Source organism: Micromonospora krabiensis, from assembly GCF_900091425.1.
GTDB lineage: Bacteria > Actinomycetota > Actinomycetes > Mycobacteriales > Micromonosporaceae > Micromonospora > Micromonospora krabiensis.
Map to the genome: position 1 here is coordinate 4,700,197 of NZ_LT598496.1, position 18,036 is coordinate 4,718,232.

Annotated in this window: 16 protein-coding genes; 9 read left to right on the plus strand and 7 right to left on the minus strand. The window is 73.7% G+C overall.

Translation table 11 applies throughout. The features are described from left to right. The first annotated feature begins 62 nt into the window (after nucleotides 1-62). The 7 genes from GA0070620_RS33275 (at nucleotide 63) to GA0070620_RS21525 (ending at nucleotide 10,027) form a co-directional block, all read left to right on the plus strand. Nucleotides 63-530: a hypothetical protein gene (locus GA0070620_RS33275; RefSeq protein WP_197677475.1), complete on the plus strand. Its 468-nt coding sequence runs from the start codon at nucleotides 63-65 to the stop codon at nucleotides 528-530. Nucleotides 531-1,177: 647 nt separating this feature from the next. Then, nucleotides 1,178-2,353, plus strand: a complete 1,176-nt coding sequence (pdhA, locus tag GA0070620_RS21505; RefSeq protein ID WP_091593618.1) for a pyruvate dehydrogenase (acetyl-transferring) E1 component subunit alpha — start codon at nucleotides 1,178-1,180, stop codon at nucleotides 2,351-2,353. After that, a complete protein-coding gene (locus GA0070620_RS21510) occupies nucleotides 2,353-3,342 on the plus strand; it encodes an alpha-ketoacid dehydrogenase subunit beta (RefSeq protein WP_091593619.1) in 990 nt (329 codons plus the stop codon). Before pdhA ends, GA0070620_RS21510 begins: the two co-directional genes overlap by 1 nt. Nucleotides 3,343-3,347: 5 nt before the next feature. After that, nucleotides 3,348-4,787, plus strand: coding sequence for a dihydrolipoamide acetyltransferase family protein (locus GA0070620_RS21515; protein ID WP_091593621.1), 1,440 nt, complete (start codon nucleotides 3,348-3,350; stop codon nucleotides 4,785-4,787). Between the two features lie 219 nt (nucleotides 4,788-5,006). Next, nucleotides 5,007-5,144 carry a hypothetical protein gene (locus GA0070620_RS32995; RefSeq protein WP_172836472.1) on the plus strand — a complete coding sequence of 46 codons (138 nt, stop codon included), beginning with the start codon at nucleotides 5,007-5,009 and terminating at the stop codon, nucleotides 5,142-5,144. Between the two features lie 347 nt (nucleotides 5,145-5,491). Further along, nucleotides 5,492-8,071 (plus strand): LppU/SCO3897 family protein, encoded by a 2,580-nt coding sequence (locus GA0070620_RS21520; RefSeq protein ID WP_091593625.1) that lies wholly within the window; start codon nucleotides 5,492-5,494, stop codon nucleotides 8,069-8,071. Between the two features lie 123 nt (nucleotides 8,072-8,194). Beyond that, on the plus strand, nucleotides 8,195-10,027 hold the full coding sequence (locus GA0070620_RS21525) for an NHL domain-containing thioredoxin family protein (RefSeq protein WP_091593626.1): 1,833 nt from the start codon (nucleotides 8,195-8,197) through the stop codon (nucleotides 10,025-10,027). 100 nt (nucleotides 10,028-10,127) lie between these two features. Here GA0070620_RS21525 and GA0070620_RS21530 read toward each other — a convergent pair whose 3' ends face one another. The 3 genes from GA0070620_RS21530 to GA0070620_RS21540 are packed head-to-tail and all read right to left on the minus strand — an operon-like array spanning nucleotide 10,128 to nucleotide 12,350. Further along, on the minus strand, nucleotides 10,128-10,880 hold the full coding sequence (locus tag GA0070620_RS21530) for a LamB/YcsF family protein (RefSeq protein ID WP_091593628.1): 753 nt from the start codon (nucleotides 10,878-10,880) through the stop codon (nucleotides 10,128-10,130). Continuing rightward, nucleotides 10,864-11,730, minus strand: coding sequence for a 5-oxoprolinase subunit C family protein (locus GA0070620_RS21535; RefSeq protein WP_091593631.1), 867 nt, complete (start codon nucleotides 11,728-11,730; stop codon nucleotides 10,864-10,866). The genes GA0070620_RS21530 and GA0070620_RS21535 overlap by 17 nt, the downstream gene beginning before the upstream one ends. Beyond that, nucleotides 11,727-12,350, minus strand: coding sequence for a 5-oxoprolinase subunit B family protein (locus GA0070620_RS21540; RefSeq protein WP_091593633.1), 624 nt, complete (start codon nucleotides 12,348-12,350; stop codon nucleotides 11,727-11,729). The genes GA0070620_RS21535 and GA0070620_RS21540 overlap by 4 nt, the downstream gene beginning before the upstream one ends. A gap of 110 nt (nucleotides 12,351-12,460) precedes the next feature. Between GA0070620_RS21540 and trhA the strand changes: the two genes are divergently transcribed. Continuing rightward, nucleotides 12,461-13,138 carry a PAQR family membrane homeostasis protein TrhA gene (trhA, locus tag GA0070620_RS21545; RefSeq protein ID WP_091593635.1) on the plus strand — a complete coding sequence of 226 codons (678 nt, stop codon included), beginning with the start codon at nucleotides 12,461-12,463 and terminating at the stop codon, nucleotides 13,136-13,138. A 98-nt stretch (nucleotides 13,139-13,236) separates the two neighbouring features. On the opposite strand, the gene GA0070620_RS21550 is transcribed toward trhA, so the two are convergent. Next, a complete protein-coding gene (locus GA0070620_RS21550; RefSeq protein ID WP_091593637.1) occupies nucleotides 13,237-13,527 on the minus strand; it encodes a DUF6458 family protein in 291 nt (96 codons plus the stop codon). 113 nt (nucleotides 13,528-13,640) lie between these two features. Between GA0070620_RS21550 and GA0070620_RS21555 the strand changes: the two genes are divergently transcribed. After that, a complete protein-coding gene (locus GA0070620_RS21555) occupies nucleotides 13,641-14,180 on the plus strand; it encodes a SixA phosphatase family protein (protein ID WP_091593639.1) in 540 nt (179 codons plus the stop codon). A gap of 38 nt (nucleotides 14,181-14,218) precedes the next feature. Here GA0070620_RS21555 and GA0070620_RS21560 read toward each other — a convergent pair whose 3' ends face one another. From GA0070620_RS21560 to GA0070620_RS21570, 3 genes are all read right to left on the minus strand, one after another. After that, complete coding sequence (locus GA0070620_RS21560) at nucleotides 14,219-14,488, minus strand: DUF6458 family protein (protein WP_043961115.1); 270 nt, start codon at nucleotides 14,486-14,488, stop codon at nucleotides 14,219-14,221. Nucleotides 14,489-14,751: 263 nt separating this feature from the next. Then, a complete protein-coding gene (locus GA0070620_RS21565; protein WP_091593641.1) occupies nucleotides 14,752-16,608 on the minus strand; it encodes an acyl-CoA dehydrogenase in 1,857 nt (618 codons plus the stop codon). A gap of 190 nt (nucleotides 16,609-16,798) precedes the next feature. Continuing rightward, the gene (locus GA0070620_RS21570; protein WP_091593643.1) at nucleotides 16,799-17,956 is read right to left on the minus strand and encodes a PP2C family protein-serine/threonine phosphatase; all 1,158 of its coding nucleotides are present in this window, start codon (nucleotides 17,954-17,956) and stop codon (nucleotides 16,799-16,801) included. Nucleotides 17,957-18,036: the final 80 nt, after the last annotated feature.

The window sequence follows — 18,036 nt, forward strand, 5'->3', positions numbered from 1 at the left end:
CCCCGGGGTCGTCGGTCGGTGGGTCGGTGGGCTCGTCGGAGCCGTCCGGTGGGCCTGGGTCGGTGGGGCTGGGACTTGCGGTCGGGCTCGGTGACGTCGAGACCGTGACGGTGGGCGAGGCGCTCGGCGACGGGCTGCCGGTGGGGGTGCCACTCGGTGACGGGCTGGGCGAGGAGGTCGGCCGGGGGTTGGGCCGTCCGGGGCGCGGGCTGGGCACCGGCGGGTCCGACCGGCGCACGGGCTCGTCGTCGGCGGCCGTGCGGTCCGAGCGGAGCGGGCCGCCCGGCGGCAGCCACGGCGACCAACCGCTGGCGGCGGACGGCGCGGTGACGCTCGGCGTCGCGGACGGGATCGGCGGCTGGCTCGACGTCGGCAGCGGAATCACGACGGGCCCGACGGACGGGGTCGGAATGAACGGCGTGCTGCTGTCCGGCAGGGCCGTGCTGCCCACGGTGGCGGAGCCGGCGCTGATCGCCGCGAGGATCGGCATCGAGGCGGTGCCGGCGAGGAGTGCCACGGTGAAGAGGTAACCGCGGGAGGGAGCGGCGGTGCCGGGAGCGCGGTGCGCGCCCACCACCCGGCGGTAGCCGCCCTCGGCCGCACGGTGCCGCCCGAGCAGCGGCGTACCCGGACCGTCGGCTGGCTCGGACACCCGGGCCTCCCTCTCGTGTCGACCGTGGACAGTCCCCGACGGCGGACCGGGCCCGGGGATGCGGCAAACCACCCGATCGTGGCGATCCCGCAGTAATCAGCCTGGCTCAGTCACAATCCGTTCGCCAGACCCCTACAGCGTGTCGACACGCGCATCCACCCGAACGGTGACGAATGAACACCAGATCGTCGTCCGGCTCGCCACACACCGACGATGACAAATACCGCGAACCGCGCCGCCGTCCATCGACCGGGGCGGGCGTACTGTGGGCCCGCTCACGACCTCTGCGAATATGGAGCACGACGGCAACGCAGCCGCGGCCTCCGCGCACCCTCGCGGCAGGCGCGGCCGTGCGCCGGCGCTCCCGAACCGGGTTCGGCACCGAATCCGGCTCACGCCGCGCGGCAACCCCCACCGGGGCTAGGCGCGGCCGCCAGAAACCGGTCCGGCAGCAGCCGGGCAGGCGCAGGATTTGCGCGGCCGGGTGACCCCCCGGTGCCGACGCAGGACGACAGGGAGAGACGGATGGCAAAGGGCGATCCCGGGGTCCCGGCCCGCGGTAGGCGGGCCGCACCCCGCTCCAGGAAGGCCACGGCCAGCGAGCCGGAACTGGTCCAGCTGCTCACCCCCGAGGGTGAGCGCGTCGAGAGCTACACCGGCCGCGACGGCACCGAGTACCGCGTCGACTTCACCGACGAGGAGTACCGGGGGCTCTACCGCGACCTGGTGCTGGTGCGCAAGCTCGACGCCGAAGCCACCGCCCTGCAGCGCCAGGGCGAGCTGGGCCTGTGGGCCAGCCTGCTCGGGCAGGAGGCGGCGCAGGTCGGCTCCGGCCGCGCGCTCCGTACCCAGGACATGGCCTTCCCGACCTATCGGGAGCACGGGGTCCTCTACTGCCGGGGCATCGACCCGATCATGCCGCTCGGCCTGTTCCGCGGCGTCGACCAGGGCGGCTGGGATCCGAACGAGTTCAAGTTCAACATGTACACGATCGTCATCGGGGCGCAGACCCTGCACGCGACCGGGTACGCGATGGGCGTGACCATGGACGGCCGCACCGGCACCGACGACGGCGAGGCTGTCATCGCCTACTTCGGCGACGGCGCCACCAGCCAGGGTGACGTGAACGAGGCCTTCGTCTGGGCCAGCGTGTTCAACGCCCCGCTGGTCTTCTTCTGCCAGAACAACCAGTACGCGATCTCCGAGCCGCTGGAGCGGCAGACCCGCGTCCCGCTCTACCAGCGGGCCGCCGGCTTCGGCTTCCCCGGCGTACGCGTCGACGGCAACGACGTGCTGGCCTCGTACGCGGTGACCCGGGCCGCGCTGGACAACGCCCGGCTCGGCCAGGGCCCGACCCTGATCGAGGCGTACACCTACCGGATGGGCGCGCACACCACGTCCGACGACCCGACCCGTTACCGGATCGCCAGTGAGGTCGAGGCCTGGCAGGCCAAGGACCCGATCGCCCGGATGAAGGCGTTCCTGACCAAGCAGCAGCTCGCCGACGACGCCTTCTTCGCCGAGGTGGACGAGCAGGCCCGCCGCGAGTCGGTGCACCTGCGGGAGCGGGTGCTGGCCATGCCGAACCCGGAGCCCAGCACCCTCTTCGACAACGTCTACCCCAACGGGTCCCCGCTGCTCGACGAGCAGCGCGCCCAGTTCAGCCGGTACCTGGAGTCGTTCGAGGGGAGCGCGCACTGATGGCCACGGAGACGCTCACCCTCGGCAAGGCCCTCAACGTGGGCCTGCGCCGTGCCCTGGAGAACGACCCGAAGGTCGTCATCATGGGCGAGGACGTCGGCAAGCTCGGCGGGGTCTTCCGGATCACCGACGGGCTCCAGAAGGACTTCGGCGACCAGCGGGTGATCGACACCCCGCTCGCCGAGTCCGGCATCATCGGCACCGCGGTCGGCCTGGCCATCCGCGGCTACCGCCCGGTCTGCGAGATCCAGTTCGACGGTTTCGTCTACCCGGCGTACGACCAGATCGTGTCGCAGGTCGCGAAGCTGCACTACCGCTCGGGCGGCAAGCTCCGGATCCCGATGGTCATCCGCATTCCGTTCGGTGGCGGCATCGGCGCGGTGGAGCACCACTCCGAGTCGCCCGAGGCGTACTTCTCGCACACCGCCGGCCTGAAGGTCGTCACCTGCGCCAACCCGCAGGACGCGTACGTGATGATCCAGCAGGCGATCGCGTCGGACGACCCGATCGTCTTCCTGGAGCCGAAGCGGCGCTACTGGGAGAAGGGGCCGGTCGACGTGGACGCGCCGCTGGCCGACGCGTACCCGCTGCACTCCTCCCGGGTCGCCCGCGAGGGCACCGACGCCACCCTGCTCGCGTACGGCCCGATGGTGCGGACCTGCCTGGACGCGGCGACCGCCGCGGCCGAGGACGGCCGGAACCTGGAGGTCATCGACCTGCGCACGCTCTCGCCGCTGGACCTGGGCGTGGTGTACGAGTCGGTGCGGCGCACCGGGCGGGCCGTGGTCGTGCACGAGGCGCCGTCCAACGTCGGTCTGGGCGCGGAACTCGCCGCCCGGATCACCGAGGAGTGCTTCTACTCGCTGGAGGCGCCCGTGCTGCGGGTGACCGGCTTCGACACCCCCTACCCGGCCGCCCGGGTGGAGGAGGAGTACCTGCCCGACCTCGACCGGGTGCTCGACGCCGTCGACCGCACCTTCGGCTGGTGAGCGGCATGTCACGGATCAAGACCTTCAACCTGCCCGACCTGGGCGAGGGCCTGACCGAGGGCGAGATCCTCAGCTGGCTCGTCAAGGTCGGCGACGTCATCGAGCTGAACCAGCCGATCGTCGAGGTGGAGACGGCGAAGGCGGCCGTCGAGATCCCGGCGAAGTGGGCCGGCCGGGTGCAGACGATCCACCACCCGGAGGGCGCGACGATCGAGGTCGGCACCCCGATCATCGCGATCGACACGGACCCCGACGCCGGCCCGCTGGAGAGCACCGACGACCTGCCCACCCCGTCGGCGGCCTCGCTGGCCGCGGTCGAGGTGGCACCGGCCGAGGGCATGGTCGAGCCGGGTCTGATCGGCGGTCCCGCCCCGGGCGGGCGCACCGCGGTGCTGGTCGGCTACGGCCCGCGTACGACCGCCGCGAAGCGTCGCCCGCGCAAGGGCGACGTGCCGACACAGGCCGCCGCGCCCGCGGCCCCGGTGGTCGCGCCGGCGCCGGCGGTCGCCGCGGCGCCGGCCACGGTGCCGACGCAGAACGGCCGGGCCACGGCGGGCGGGGCGGTGCTGGCCAAGCCGCCGGTCCGCAAGCTCGCCCGGGACCTCGGCGTCGACCTGACCGCGCTGACCGGGTCGGGTCCGCTCGGCTCGATCACCCGGGAGGACGTCCAGCGGGCGGCGGCCGGGGTCGCCGCCGAGCCGACGCCGGTCGCGGCGGCGGTCACCACGGCGGCGAGCTTCGGCGCCGACCGCGAGCAGCGCATCCCGGTCAAGGGGGTACGCAAGCTCACCGCCGAGAACATGTCCCGGTCGGCGTTCACCGCCCCGCACGTGACGGAGTTCCTGACCGTCGACATGACGCGGGCGATGAAGGCGCTGGACCGCCTGCGCGGGCGCCGCGAGTGGCGTGACGTACGCGTCTCGCCGCTGCTGCTGGTCGCGAAGGCGGTGCTGCTCGCGGTCAAGCGGCACCCGATGGTCAACTCGACGTGGGCGGGCGACGAGATCGTCGTCAAGGAGTACGTCAACCTGGGCATCGCGGCGGCCACCGAGCGGGGCCTGATCGTGCCGAACATCAAGGACGCCGGGCGGCTCACGCTGCGCGAGTTGGCGGACGCGATGACCGAGCTGGTGCAGACGGCGAAGGCCGGCCGCACCTCGCCGGCGGACATGTCGGGCGGCACCCTGACGATCACCAACGTCGGCGTGTTCGGGGTGGACACCGGGACCCCGATCCTGCCGCCGGGCGAGTCGGCGATCCTGGCCTTCGGGGCGGTCCGTGAGATGCCGTGGGTGCACAAGGGCAAGGTCCGCCCGCGTCAGGTGACCACGCTCGGCCTCTCGTTCGACCACCGGATCATCGACGGCGAACTCGGGTCGAAGTTCCTGCGGGACATCGGCGACTTCCTCGCCGACCCGGAGGCGGCACTGCTCGCCTGGACCTGACGCACCACCTCACCAGCCACGGCCGGTGTGCCACGGGTTAACGCCCGGCACACCGGCCGTGTCCATTGGACGACAGAAACATCGGCTTACAGGCTGCGCCGCCTTTGATTATTCGGCGGGTGTCTCAGCTCACCTAATAATCGATGGCGATCCGCCGTCCGATGCGCTCTAATAGAGACATCAGGGGCCGACAACCGAATAGCCAGCAGGAGAGTCACCATGAGCATGATCGAGCGGATCCGCACCCGCCGCGACGCCAACCGCCGCGCCCGTGCCATCGAGCACGCGCTGCGCTCGGCCAACTCGCCGGCGGTGCGTGAGGAGATCCTCGTCATCGCCCAGCGTCACGTGGGCTGACGCACCACAACGTTCCTCATCTCCTCCAGATCGATGACCCGCCCGGGCACCCCGGGCGGGTCATCGGCGTTTCACACCGGTTGGCACCGGGATTCCACCTAGCCGCACCGCCCGGTACGGTGGGCTTCGGTCGTCGCCCACCGGCCCGGACAGACAGCTCAACCCATAGAAGCGGTTCGACAGCGTCCAGCCACGCGGAGTGACGGCCGATGCTCCCCGGAGGCCCCCGACGGCCACCGGATACGGTGCGGGGAGCGCGGCACGGCCGGTACGCCGGCGACGGCCGGCAGCCATGCCGAGGAGACCGATCGGCACGGGCGGCCGATTGTGATGGAGGAGGCGCACCGATGACGTCCGAGGGCCCGCACCACCCCGGCCAGGAGCCGGACGAGGTGTCGCCGGGCGCCGGCGGACCGGCGCCGTACGGCGACCGACCGGCGCACCCCGGGAACGGCTACGGCGCTGCCGGCCCGGACCTGGGCTGGGCGCCCCCGCCACCGGCGGGATCCAGCGCACCCGCCCCCGCCTGGGCGACACCCCAGGACCAGAACCCGGCCCCGCAGTGGGGCAGCGCGCAGGTGCCGCAGTCCGGCGAGACCGGGCAGCCCGGCGGCGCGCAGCCCGCCTGGGGCGCGGCACAGCCGGAGCAGCCCGGCCCGGCCTGGGCCGCCACCGGCGGTCCCCAGCCCGGCTGGACCGGCCAGCCCGAGCAGTCCGGCCAGGCCTGGGCCGGCGCTGCCGAGCAGCCCGCCTGGGCGCAGGCGCAGCCGCAGCCCGGCGTCCGCGGCGCGGCCCAGGTGCCCGCGCCGGCGTGGTCCCAGGACGACCCCGCCCAGTCGGGCGGTTGGGCGCAGCGGGAGAGCGGCGGAAGCCCGCAGCAGGAGGCCGGTCAGGCAGCCGGTTGGGGCGGCACGGCACAGCCGGGCGGCGCGTGGGCCGAGGCCGGCCCGCAGCAGTCCGAGCAGGCGCAGGCGGGCGGTTGGGCCGCCGGCCAGGACGACCCGGCCCAGAGCGGTTGGGGCACCGCCGGACAGCAGCAGAACGCCCAGCCGGGGTGGGGGCCGGCCGAGCAGGCCGCGCCCGCCTGGCCGCAGGCCGAGCAGCCGGCGCGGGGCGCCGCCCAGGTGCCCGCGTCGGAGGACCCGGCGCGCTCCGCGAGCTGGGCCGCGCAGGACCCGACCGGCTCCGGCGGTTGGCAGACGGGTGCCGCCGGGCAGCCCGACGAGGCCCCCGCCGCCACCGGCTGGGGTGCCGCCGGCACGCCCGAGGACCGGCAGCGGCAGCCCGACTGGGTGATCGCGCAGGACGACGCTCGTGCGCACAACCCGCCGGCCGCCTGGGGCGACGCCGCCCCCGCCCCGACGCAGGACGACGCGTCCCGGTCGAACGGCTGGGCGACCGCCGAGCCGAACGCCGCGCCGGCACGCGCCAGCGCCGCCGTGCCCGGCGGCGAGGGCACGCCCGCCTGGGCGACCGGTAACGACAGCCCGGCCCAGTGGGCCGGCGCCGAGCGGGCGCCCGCGTCCGACGTCGAGCCGTGGGCGGCCAGCGAAGCGTGGGGCACCACCAACAACGAGCCCGCCCCCGCCGCGCCGGCCGCGTGGCAGGCGGAGCGGGACGCGGAGCCCCCGGTCTACCAGCCCGGCCCGGCGCCGGGCATCTCGGCGGCCAACGCGGTGCCGCTGCCGCCGCAGGAGCAGCGCGTGCCCGGCGCCAGCCTGGCCGCCGCCCCGCCGGCCGACTACGCGCCGCACGGCGAGTTCGCCCCGGCCACGTCCTACAGCGGGCAGCCGGCGAGCGGCGAGCGCCCCGACTGGCCGAGCGGCGACGCGGGCGCGCAGTCGTACGAGGCCGAGCAGGCGGGTTGGGGGCAGGCCGAGGCCCCGTCCTCGCCGGCCGCCCCGGTGGTGCCCGCACCGCGCACCTCGCCGGAGTCGGGGGCGGCCCGCGCGGCCGTCTCCCTGCCCGAGCAGGGTGCCGCCGGCCGGGCGTCCGCCAGCGCCTCCGTGCCGCTGGCCAGCCGCGTGATGCCGCCGGCCGACCAGTCGGCGGTGCCGAGCGGATCGGCCGTCCCGCAGCCCCGGGTCTACGGCCGGCCGGCCAGGCCCGAGCCGGTGGACGAGCCCGCCGAGCAGGAGACGTACGGCAGCCCCGACCGTCGGGACGAGCCCGGGCCGGAGCCGCGGTTCGACGACTTCGACCGGGTCCCGCCGCAGAACGGCTTCGCCGAGGCTGGGCCGGGCAACGCCGGGCCGTCGGCGCCGCCGGCCTTCCCGCCGGGTCTGCCGTCGTTCGCGGACGCGCCCAGCCACACCCGACCGATGAACGGCGTACGCCCGCACCCCGGTGCGGAGCGGCCGGGTGACCCGTACGGCGCGCACCCCGGCGCCGAGACGGGTATGGCCGGCGTGCCCGGCTACGGGCCTCCGTCGTCCCCGCCCGTCGAGCAGGGCCCGGTCGGCGGCTTCCCGCCGGCCTTCCCGCCGCCCCCGCAGCAGCAGCCCGGCCCGTCTCCCTGGGGCGCTCCCGTCGAACAGGAGGCCGACCAGAGCCGGTTCGACTCGTTCAAGCCGGACACGGAGCCGAAGACCGAGGCGCCGACGCCGAAGGTCCGCAACGGTCGGGTCCTGGCGGCCGTGCTGGTCGCCGCGGTGCTGATCCTGGCCGTCCCGCTCGGCCTGCTCCTGCTGCTGGGCAAGGTCGGTGGCGGAGGCCAGGAGGCGTCGTTCGACCCGGCGGTGGGCACCTGCGTGAAGCAGTCCGGCAACGGTGCCGCACCGGCCGACTGCGCGGAGGCCGAAGCGTTCACCGTGGTCTCCAAGGTCGACAACAAGGACAAGTGTGCCGATCCGGCCCAGCCGCACGTGGTGCTGCCGGGCGACGGCGCCAACCGGGTGCTCTGCCTGAAGCCGGCCGGGAGCCAGTAGCGAACACCGCACGACGGCGGGGTCCCGGACGTCCGGGACCTCGCCGTCGTCGTACCCGGGTGTGATCGAGCGCGCTCGGGGTACCGGCCGGAACGGCCCGCGTGGTCCGGCAGACTGGACGCCATGAGCGCACGAGTACGGGCACCCGAGCTGCGCGGCCGGGGCTGGTTGAACACGGGTGGGCGGGACCTGAAGCTCGCCGACCTCCGCGGCAAGATCGTCATCGCCGACTTCTGGACCTTCTGCTGCATCAACTGCCTGCACGTGCTCGACGAACTCCGCCCGTTGGAGGAGAAGTACGGCGACGTGCTCGTCGTCATCGGTGTCCACTCGCCGAAGTTCGAGCACGAGAAGGACGCGGACGCGCTGGCCGCGGCGGTGGAGCGCTACGGGGTGCACCACCCGGTGCTGGACGACCCCGAGCTGGGCATGTGGCAGCAGTACGCGGCCCGCGCCTGGCCCACCCTGTCGGTCATCGACCCCGAGGGCTACGTCGTCGCCACCATGGCCGGCGAGGGGCACGCCGAGGGCCTGGCCCGGCTGATCGACGAACTGATCGCCACCCACGAGGCCAAGGGCACGCTGCACCGGGGTGACGGCCCGTACGTCCCGCCCGCCGAGCCGGAGACCACGCTGCGCTTCCCCGGCAAGGCCGTCGTGCTGGACTCGGGCAACCTGCTGGTGTCCGACTCGGCCCGGCACTCCCTCGCGGAGCTGGCGCCGGACGGCGAGCGGCTGGTCCGCCGGATCGGCTCGGGCAGCCGGGGGCGGGCCGACGGCCCGGCCGAGGCGGCGACCTTCTCCGAGCCGCAGGGCCTCTGCGTGCTGCCGACGCACGTAGCCGAGGTGGCCGGCTACGACCTGGTCGTGGCGGACACGGTCAACCACCTGCTGCGCGGGGTGAGGATCGCCACCGGCGAGGTGGTCACCGTGGCGGGCACCGGGCGGCAGTGGCGCTCGACGGTCGACGACCACTCCCACGACGCCCTCGCCGTCGACCTGTCGTCGCCCTGGGACCTGGCCTGGTACGACGACAAGGTCGTCATCGCCATGGCCGGCATCCACCAGCTCTGGTGGTTCGACCCGATCAAGCGGACCGCCGGCATGTACGCCGGCACCACGGTGGAGGCGCTGCGCGACGGCCCGCTGGCCGAGGCGTGGATGGCCCAGCCGTCCGGCCTGTCCGTCTCCGCCGACGGCGTCCGGCTCTGGATCGCCGACAGCGAGACCAGCGCGGTCCGGTACGTCGAGAACGGGGTGATGGGCACCGCCGTCGGGCAGGGGCTCTTCGACTTCGGCCACGTCGACGGGCCGGCCGCGACGGCGCTGCTCCAGCACCCGCTGGGCGTGTGCGCGCTGCCCGACGGCTCGGTGCTGGTCGCCGACACGTACAACGGGGCGGTCCGGCGCTTCGACCCGGCGACCGACCAGGTCTCCACCGTCGCCGACGGCCTGGCCGAGCCGAGCGACCTGGTGCTCACGCCGACGGGCGAGGTGCTGGTCGTGGAGTCGGCGGCGCACCGGCTGACCCGGCTGGCACCGGGCGCGTTGACGGCGGCCGGCGCGAACACCGTCGACGGCCCGCGGCACCGCGCCGAGCGGAAGCCGACCGACGTGGGGTCCGGCGAGCTGTCCCTGGACATCATCTTCACCCCGGCCCCGGGGCAGAAGCTGGACGAGACGTACGGGCCGTCGACCCGCCTCGTGGTGTCCGCCTCGCCGCCGGAGCTGCTCGTCGAGGGGGCTGGCACGGGCACCGAACTGACCCGGCGGCTGGTGGTGAACCCGGAGGTGTCCGACGGGGTGCTCCAGGTGACCGCGCAGGCGGCGACGTGTGACGCGGACGTCGAGCACGCGGCCTGCCACCTGACCCGCCAGGACTGGGGTGTGCCGGTCCGGGTGGTCGACGGCGGCGCCGACCGTCTGCCGCTGGTGCTGCGCGGCCTGGACGCCTGACGCCCGGCGCGGGCTCCGGGTGCCCGGAGCCCGCCGGCCGGGACGCGTACGGACACACGCGGCTACCGCGTGAACGGGCGCGGTGCGGGTTCGTGGCGGCTCAGGCCGTGAACGGACTCAGCGCCACGCCCGCGTCGATCAGCGCCGCCCGCACCATCTCGGCCGAGGCGACCGCGCCCGGAGTGTCCCCGTGCAGGCAGATCGACTCGACCGGGCAGGGGATCACGCGCCCGTCGACCGCCACCACGGTGCGGTCGGTGGCCATCCGGACCGCCCGCTCGGCGACCTGCTCCGGGTCGGTGACGAGCGCGCCCGCGGCGTTGCGCGGCACCAGCATGCCGTTGGGCAGGTAGCCGCGGTCGGCGAAGCCCTCGGCGACGACCCGCAGCCCGGCGCCCACCGCCAACTGGGCGAGCGTCGACCCCGGTGAGCAGAGGACGGGTAGCTGGTCGTCGTACTCGCCGACGGCCGCGACCAGCGCCGCCGCCTGCGACTCGTCGTGCGCCGCCGCGTGGTAGAGCGCGCCGTGCGGCTTCAGGTAGCGGACCCGGGTGCGGAACAGCCGGCAGAACGCGTCGAGGGCGCCCAACTGGTAGAGGACCTCGTCGCGAAGCTCCGCGAAGTCGTACGCGATGTGGCGGCGGCCGAAGCCGGCCAGGTCGCGGTAGCCGACCTGCGCGCCCACCGCGACGCCCCGGCGCGCCGCCTCCTCGCAGACCCGCCGCATGGTGGACGCGTCGCCGCCGTGGAATCCGCAGGCGACGTTCGCGGAGGTGACGAGACCCAGCAGCGCGTCGTCGTCGCCGAGCCGCCAGATGCCGAATCCCTCGCCCAGGTCAGCGTTGAGGTCCATGGAACCTGACGGTAGTGCCTGGACGGGCCTGCGCGAGCGGGGTCACGTCGGCCACCACCCCGATGACCGGGTAGCCGCCGGTGGTCGGGTGGTCGGCGAGGAACACCAGCGGCTGGCCGTCGGCCGGCACCTGCACCGCGCCGAGCACGACACCCTCGCTGGGGAGTTCGCCGGCCACCGCCCGGGGCAGCGGCGCGCCGGTCAGTCGCGCGCCGACCCGGTTGCTCAGCGGGCTCACCGCGTACGGCGTGCCGAGGAGCCGCTCCAACGCGGCGGGGGTGAACCAGTCGTCGCGCGGGCCGAGCCGCACGGTGAGTCGCACCTCGTCGGTGTGCGGTGGGGCGACGGTCAGGTCGACCGGCGCGGGTGGGCCGGTCGGGGTGCCGAGCGGCAACCGGTCGCCGTCGCGCAGTGGTGGCGGGCCGAGCCCGGAGAGGGTGTCGGTGGCGCGGCTGCCCAGGACGGGCGGCACGTCGAGGCCACCGGAGACCGCCAGCCAACTGCGGACGCCGTTGCGGGCGGGCCCGAGTCGCAGCACTCCGCCGGCGGGCACGGCGAGGGGTCGTCCGGTGTCGCCGGGCCGCTGGTCCACGCGTACGTCCACCTCGGCGCCGGTCACCGCGACGGCGGCCGCCCGGGTCAGCCGGAGCGTGCAGCCGGTCAGCGTGATCTCCAGGCCGGCGGCGTCCTCGGGGTTGCCGACCAGGCGGTTGGCCAGGCGCAGCGCGGCCGGGTCGAGCGACCCGGAACGGGGCACCCCGAGGTGGGCCAGGCCGGGACGGCCCAGGTCCTGCACGGTGGTCAGCGCCCCGGCCCGGAGCACCTGGAGCTCCCCGACCGCCGGGCTCACGCCGACACCAGCCGGACGTGGGTGCCGGGGGTCAGTCGGGCGGGCGGGTGGGCGGCCACGTCGAACAGCGTCATCGCGGTCCGGCCGACCAGCAGCCAGCCGCCGGGTGACGCGCTCGGGTATATCCCCGCGTACGGGCCGGCGAGCGCGACCGACCCGGCCGGCACCCGGGGGCGGGGACTGGGCAGCCGGGGCAGCGCCAGGTCGGCCGGCAGCCCGGTCAGGTACGCGAAGCCGGGGGCGAAGCCGCAGAAGGCCACCCGGAACTCGGTGCCGGTCAGCCGTTCGACGACGGCGGGCACGGTGGTCGCCCAGTGCTCGGCGACGAGCGGCAGGTCGGGGCCGTCGTACGTCACGGCCACCTCCACCCGGGCGGCGGCGGTGTCGGCGGTGACCGGTCGCGGGCGCCACCCGGCGATCCGTCGGGCGGTCGTCTCCGGGTCCGGTACGCCGTCGAGCAGGACCGTGGCGGCCGCCGGGACGATCTCGACGGCGGTCAGCTCGCCGAGGTCGCGGCGCCGGGACAGCTCAGCCCGCCACGCCTCCACCCGGGCGGCGACGTCGCCGTCGGCGGCGACGTCGAGCAGCAGGGCGTGCGCCCCGACGGGTCGGATCCGCATACCCGCCATCCTCACCGACCCGGCGCCGGCACGGCGTCCTCCGTCCGCCGTGGAGCGGAGTGACGAGTAGCACTACTTTCAAGTAACCTACGGTGCCGTAACCTATTGGCGTGACCACCTCCGCAGCACCCCGACTCAAGCCGGTCGACATCGGCAAGCCCCGGATGCGCGGCTGGCTGCACACGTACGCGTTCTTCGTCGCCCTGGTCTGCGGGATCGTGCTCTGCGCGATCGCCGGTAGCCGGCCGGGCTGGGCACCGCTCGTGAGTTGCGTCGTCTACAGCCTGACCGTCTGCGGGCTCTTCGGCACCAGCGCGCTCTACCACCGTCGCGTGTGGTCGGAGCGCGGCTACCAGCTCATGCGCCGCCTGGACCATTCGATGATCTTCGTGTTCATCGCCGGCACGTACACGCCGTTCTGCGTCCTGCTGCTGGACCGACACCTGGCGACGATCATGCTCGCGACGGTGTGGGGCGGAGCGCTGGCCGGCGTGGCGCTCAAGGTCGTCTGGCCGCACGCCCCGCGCTGGGTCTCGGCCCCGCTCTACCTGGCGTTGGGCTGGGTGGCGGTGGCGATGCTGCCGCAGATCCTGCACGAGGGCGGCGTGGCGGCGCTGGTGCTGCTGCTGGTCGGTGGCGCGATCTACAGCGTCGGCGCGGTCTTCTACGCGCTGCGCCGCCCCAACCCGTGGCCCACCGTCTTCGGCCACCACGAGTTCTTCCACGCCTGCACGCTGGTCGCCGCGATCTGCCACCACATCGCGATCTACTTCGCGCTGTTCGCCTGAGCGCGCCCGGCGCGGTCGGGCGTCGTGGGCGGCCGGCGCGCCCCCGGAGACGCACCGAGGGCCCCGCGCGGTGCGGGGCCCTCGTCAGCGGTGAGGGATCAGACGGTACGACCCGGCCGGCGCACCTCGCGGTACTCCTGCACCACCCGGTCGTCCTGCACCGGCACCACCCGGTCGGCCACCACGCGTTCCTCGCGGACCGGGGCGGTGGTGACCACCGTCCGTCGGCGGTTGTTCCAGAAGTAGAGGGTGACGAGCAGACCGGCGACGCCGGCGAGCATCAGCACCCAGCCGACGACGGCCAGGTTGAGCCAGCCCAGGTCGGCCTCCACGGCGAACGCGAAGATCGCACCCAGCGCGATCAGGAAAATGCTGCCACCAATGCCCATGGTCGCCTCCTCGGCTGTCAGCTCGCGTAACGTCCCGCCGCGGCCATCGGTGAGGTTGCGGCACCCATCGACTTACCCCGGCACCGTGATCGCCAATCGGGCAAGCTGGGGTCATGACGGACGCGTACGCCGACGGACGGACACTGGTGCTGCTGCGGCACGGGAAGGCCGAGCAGAACGAGGAGCTCCCGGACGCGGACCGGTCCCTGACCAGTCGGGGTGAGGCCGACGCGGCGGCGGCCGGCGCGTGGCTGGCCAAGCACAACCTGCTGCCCGACGTGGTGCTCTGCTCGACGGCCCGGCGCACCCGCCAGACCTGGCACCAGGTGGCGATGGGGATGACCGGTTCGCCCCCGGAGGGCGGTTCGGCCGGTCCCCGCCCGGAGGTCCGGTACGAGGCCGACGCGTACGAGGCGCACCCGGAGGACCTGTTGGCGCTGGTCCACCGGGTCGACCCGGCGGCCCGCACGGTGCTGCTGATCGCCCACAACCCGGGGATCTCGCTGCTCTCCGCCCTGCTCGACCCGGCCCGCGCCACCGACCCGGAGGGGCTGCGGACGAGCGAGCTGGCGGTCCACCGCGCCTCGGTCCCGTGGGCCGACCTCGCCCGGGGCGACACGGAGCTGATCCACCGGCACACCGCACGACACTGAGCCACCCACCGGTCGGTGGGTGGCTCAGCGGGCACGGCTCAGGAGGGCGGCGCCGTCGGCGGCGGTGGATCGGGGGGTGGCGGCATCATCGCGGTGGGATGCGACAGCCGGTTCTCCTCGACGATCAGAGTCCGGGCGCGCTTGCGCCGGTCCTGCCAGAACCACAGCGTGGTGAGCAGGACGGCCAGTCCGGCCAGGATGAACACCCAGCCGACCGCGCGAAGGTCCACCCACCAGACGTTGGCTCTGATGGCGAAGGTCAGGATCGCGCCGATCGCGATCAGGAAGATCCCGCTACCAATGCCCATGTGCGCTGCACTCCCCCGTGCGGTGGCTCCGGGCGTAGTTCCGGCGTCTCTCGTCGATCCCGCAGGGGTTACCCACCACGACGACGAGCTACCCGGACCACCGAACCGAATGCGGCGCTCCCACCTGCGCGATCTTGCAGTTACGGCCCTCCTGCCGACCGTTTGATGCCGAGATGACCGGGCACAAACCGCAAGATCGACGGTGGGGAGGGGACGGGAAAGGGGACGGGCGGGTCAGTCGCCCCCTTTCCCGGGTTACCGCGTCAGAAGGCCTCTTCCGGGAGGTCCATGATCTCCAGGTCGGTGCCTTCGATGATCCGGCGGTCGGCGCCGATGCGCGGCAGCACCTCGCGGGCGAAGAACCGGGCAGCGGCTACCTTGCCGGTGTAGAACGCCTTGTCCGCGGCGGAGACGTCGCCGGCCAGCGCGCGGAGGGCCACCTCGGCCTGCTTCTGGAGCAGCCAACCGACCACCAGGTCACCGATCGCCAGCAGGAACCGGCGGCTGCTCAGGCCGACCTTGTAGAGGGCGCGGGCGTCGCCGCCCTGGGCCTCGCCCAGCCAGCCGGTCAGCACACCGAGGATGTTCTGCACCTCGGCGAGCGCCTTGCCGAGCGCCTGCCGCTCCTCCTTGAGCTGGCCGTTGCCGCCCTCGGTGGTGATGAACTCCTGAATCTCGCCGGCGACCGCCATGAGCGCCCTGCCGTTGTCCCGGACGATCTTCCGGAAGACCAGGTCGAGGCTCTGGATGGCGGTGGTGCCCTCGTACAGGGTGTCGATCTTGGCGTCCCGGACGTACTGCTCCAGCGGGTAGTCCTGGAGGAAGCCCGACCCGCCGAAGGTCTGCAGCGCCTCGTGACCCAGCAGTTCGTACGCGCGCTCCGAACCGACGCCCTTGACCAGCGGCAGGAGCAGGTCGTTGACCCGCTTGGCGAGCTTCGTCGCCTTCTCGTCGCCGGCGGCCTCGGCCATGGCCACCTTGTCCTGCCAGGAGGCGGTGTAGAGGACCAGGGCGCGCAGGCCCTCGGCGTACGACTTCTGGAGCAGCAGCGAACGTCGCACGTCCGGGTGGTGGGTGATGGTCACCCGCGGCGCGGTCTTGTCGGCCTGCTGGATCAGGTCGGCGCCCTGGACGCGGTTCTTCGCGTACTCCAGCGCGTTCAGGTAGCCGGTGGAGAGGGTGGCGATCGCCTTGGTGCCGACCATCATCCGGGCGTACTCGATGATCATGAACATCTGCCGGATGCCGTCGTGCTTGTCGCCGAGCAGCCAGCCCTTGGCGGGGACGCCGTGCTCGCCGAAGGTCATCTCGCAGGTGTTCGAGACCTTGATGCCCATCTTGTGCTCGACGTTGGTGGCGTAGACGCCGTTGCGGTCGCCCAGCTCGCCGGTCTCCTCGTCGAAGTGGTACTTCGGCACGACGAAGAGCGAGAGGCCCTTGGTGCCCGGGCCGCCGACGCCCTCGACGCCGACCGGGCGGGCCAGCACGTAGTGGACGATGTTGTCGGTCAGGTCGTGCTCACCCGAGGTGATGAAGCGCTTGACGCCCTCGATGTGCCAGGAGCCGTCCGGCTGCGGGATGGCGCGGGCGCGGCCGGCGCCGACGTCCGAGCCGGCGTCCGGCTCGGTGAGCACCATCGTGGAGCCCCACTGCTTGTCGATGAAGAGCTTCGCCCACTTCTTCTGCCGCTCGGTGCCCTCGACGTGCAGCACGTGGGCGAAGGACGGGCCGGAGGCGTACATCCAGACCGGCGCGTTCGCGCCGAGCACCAGCTCCGCGAGCGCCCACCAGAGGGCGCGGGGCGCGTTGGTGCCGTCCAGCTCCGACGGCAGGTCGAGCCGCCAGAACTCGGACTCCATGAACGCCCGGTAGGACTTCTTGAACGACTCCGGCAGCGGCGCGGTGTGCGTGGCCGGGTCGAAGACCGGCGGGTTGCGGTCGCTGTCCGTGTAGCTGGCGGCCAGGTCCTCGCGGGCGAGGCGGTCGACCTCGGCGAGGATGCTCCGGGCGGTGTCGATGTCGAGCTCGGAGTATGGCTCCTGGCCGAACGCCCGGTCGGCCCCGAAGACCTCGAAGAGGTTGAACTCGAGGTCCCGAAGGTTGCTTCTGTAGTGGGTCATGCTCACTGGCCCCGCTTCCGGACAGGTTACCGATCAGTAACCCCAGACTCTATTACCGGCCGGTAGGAACCGACAAGACGATCGCCGAAGTGACGGCGATTACACACCTGCGGTTCAGGCTCCGGCCACCCGCCGCCCCCGGTCGCCCGCCAGCACCACCACCAGGGGAAACACCTCGGGACGTACGCCCTCACGCCTCCGCCGCGCCGACCTCCCAGCTCGGCACGGCGGCCGCCGCGCCAGCGCCCGGCCCGGCGTACTCCATCAGGACCAGCGCGATGTCGTCGTCCAGCCGGCCGTGCACCCACTCCACCAGGGCGGTCTCCAGCGACGCCAACCCGTCGGCGACGGTGCCGTGGCCCAGCAGTCGCCACGCCCGGTCGGCGGTCGGGAAGAACTCCCCGTCCCGGCGGGCCTCACCGAGCCCGTCGGTGAAGAGCAGCAGCCGGTCGCCGGGTTCCAGGCGCTCGACCCGGGGCCGCACCACCGGCATGAAGCCGAGCGGCGGCGCCGGCGCGGGCGGTTCCAGCGGGATCACCGCACCGTGTCGCAGCAGCAGCGGCGGTGGATGTCCACAGTTGACGATGGTGAGCGTCCCACCCCGCTCCTCGACCAGCGCGGCGGTGACGAAGTCCTCGTCGCCCACGCTCCGGGCCACCGCGCGGTCCAGGTCGGCGACGACCGCGCGCAGGTCGGCCCGCTCGTACGCCACGTGCCGGTAGGAGCCGAGCACGATGCTGGCCAGCCGGACCGCGTCCAGACCCTTGCCCCGGACGTCCCCGATGATCATGCGTACGCCGTACGGGGTGTCGATCGCCTCGTACAGGTCCCCGCCGATCTCCGCCGTCGCCGTGGAGGAGATGTACCGACCGGCGACCGAGAGCGTGCCCACCTGCGGGCCGAGCGGGCGCAGCACCGCCTGCTGGGCCACCGCCGCGAGCCTGGACAGCTCGGCGATCCGTTCGGCCTGCCGCTGCCGCACCAGCGCCACCACGACCGCGATGGCGGTGGCCAGCGCGATGGCGACCACGTTCACGCCGTTCACCAGGGAATGGGACACGTCCACACCGTTGACCGGCGGGACGGACCGCGCGCAGAGGGCGAAGGACGTCCCGATCAGGGTGGCCGCGACACCGACGCCGAGCACCACCCGCCAGGACGCCAGCGCGGCCGCGAGGACGGGCGCGCCCATCATCAGCGCGATGTAGTGCGCCGGACGGCCGTCGGCCAACTCCACCAGTGAGACGATCGCGAGCAGGCCGACGGCCGCGCCGAGACCGGCGCGGGATCCGGGGCTCAGCGGGCGACGGCCCGACTGGAAGGGATGCGTACGTACGAGGGACAGCATGCCTGATCGACGTGAGTGGGTGAATGAACCTGGCCCGTCGTCCGATGAGGTTCTGCCCGGCCGGATTCCGTCACCGACCC

Bases quoted from the DNA above. Each gene is read 5' to 3' on its own strand.
- GA0070620_RS21540 (WP_091593633.1), bottom strand. From the start codon at position 12,350: ATGCGGATCCGACCCGTCGGGGCGCACGCCCTGCTGCTCGACGTCGCC.
- GA0070620_RS32995 (WP_172836472.1), top strand. From the start codon at position 5,007: ATGAGCATGATCGAGCGGATCCGCACCCGCCGCGACGCCAACCGCCGC.
- GA0070620_RS21520 (WP_091593625.1), top strand. From the start codon at position 5,492: ATGACGTCCGAGGGCCCGCACCACCCCGGCCAGGAGCCGGACGAGGTG.
- pdhA (WP_091593618.1), top strand. From the start codon at position 1,178: ATGGCAAAGGGCGATCCCGGGGTCCCGGCCCGCGGTAGGCGGGCCGCA.
- GA0070620_RS21570 (WP_091593643.1), bottom strand. From the start codon at position 17,956: ATGCTGTCCCTCGTACGTACGCATCCCTTCCAGTCGGGCCGTCGCCCG.
- GA0070620_RS21510 (WP_091593619.1), top strand. From the start codon at position 2,353: ATGGCCACGGAGACGCTCACCCTCGGCAAGGCCCTCAACGTGGGCCTG.
- GA0070620_RS21565 (WP_091593641.1), bottom strand. From the start codon at position 16,608: ATGACCCACTACAGAAGCAACCTTCGGGACCTCGAGTTCAACCTCTTC.
- GA0070620_RS21550 (WP_091593637.1), bottom strand. From the start codon at position 13,527: ATGGGCATTGGTGGCAGCATTTTCCTGATCGCGCTGGGTGCGATCTTC.
- GA0070620_RS21555 (WP_091593639.1), top strand. From the start codon at position 13,641: ATGACGGACGCGTACGCCGACGGACGGACACTGGTGCTGCTGCGGCAC.
- GA0070620_RS21525 (WP_091593626.1), top strand. From the start codon at position 8,195: ATGAGCGCACGAGTACGGGCACCCGAGCTGCGCGGCCGGGGCTGGTTG.
- GA0070620_RS21560 (WP_043961115.1), bottom strand. From the start codon at position 14,488: ATGGGCATTGGTAGCGGGATCTTCCTGATCGCGATCGGCGCGATCCTG.
- GA0070620_RS21530 (WP_091593628.1), bottom strand. From the start codon at position 10,880: ATGGACCTCAACGCTGACCTGGGCGAGGGATTCGGCATCTGGCGGCTC.
- GA0070620_RS21515 (WP_091593621.1), top strand. From the start codon at position 3,348: ATGTCACGGATCAAGACCTTCAACCTGCCCGACCTGGGCGAGGGCCTG.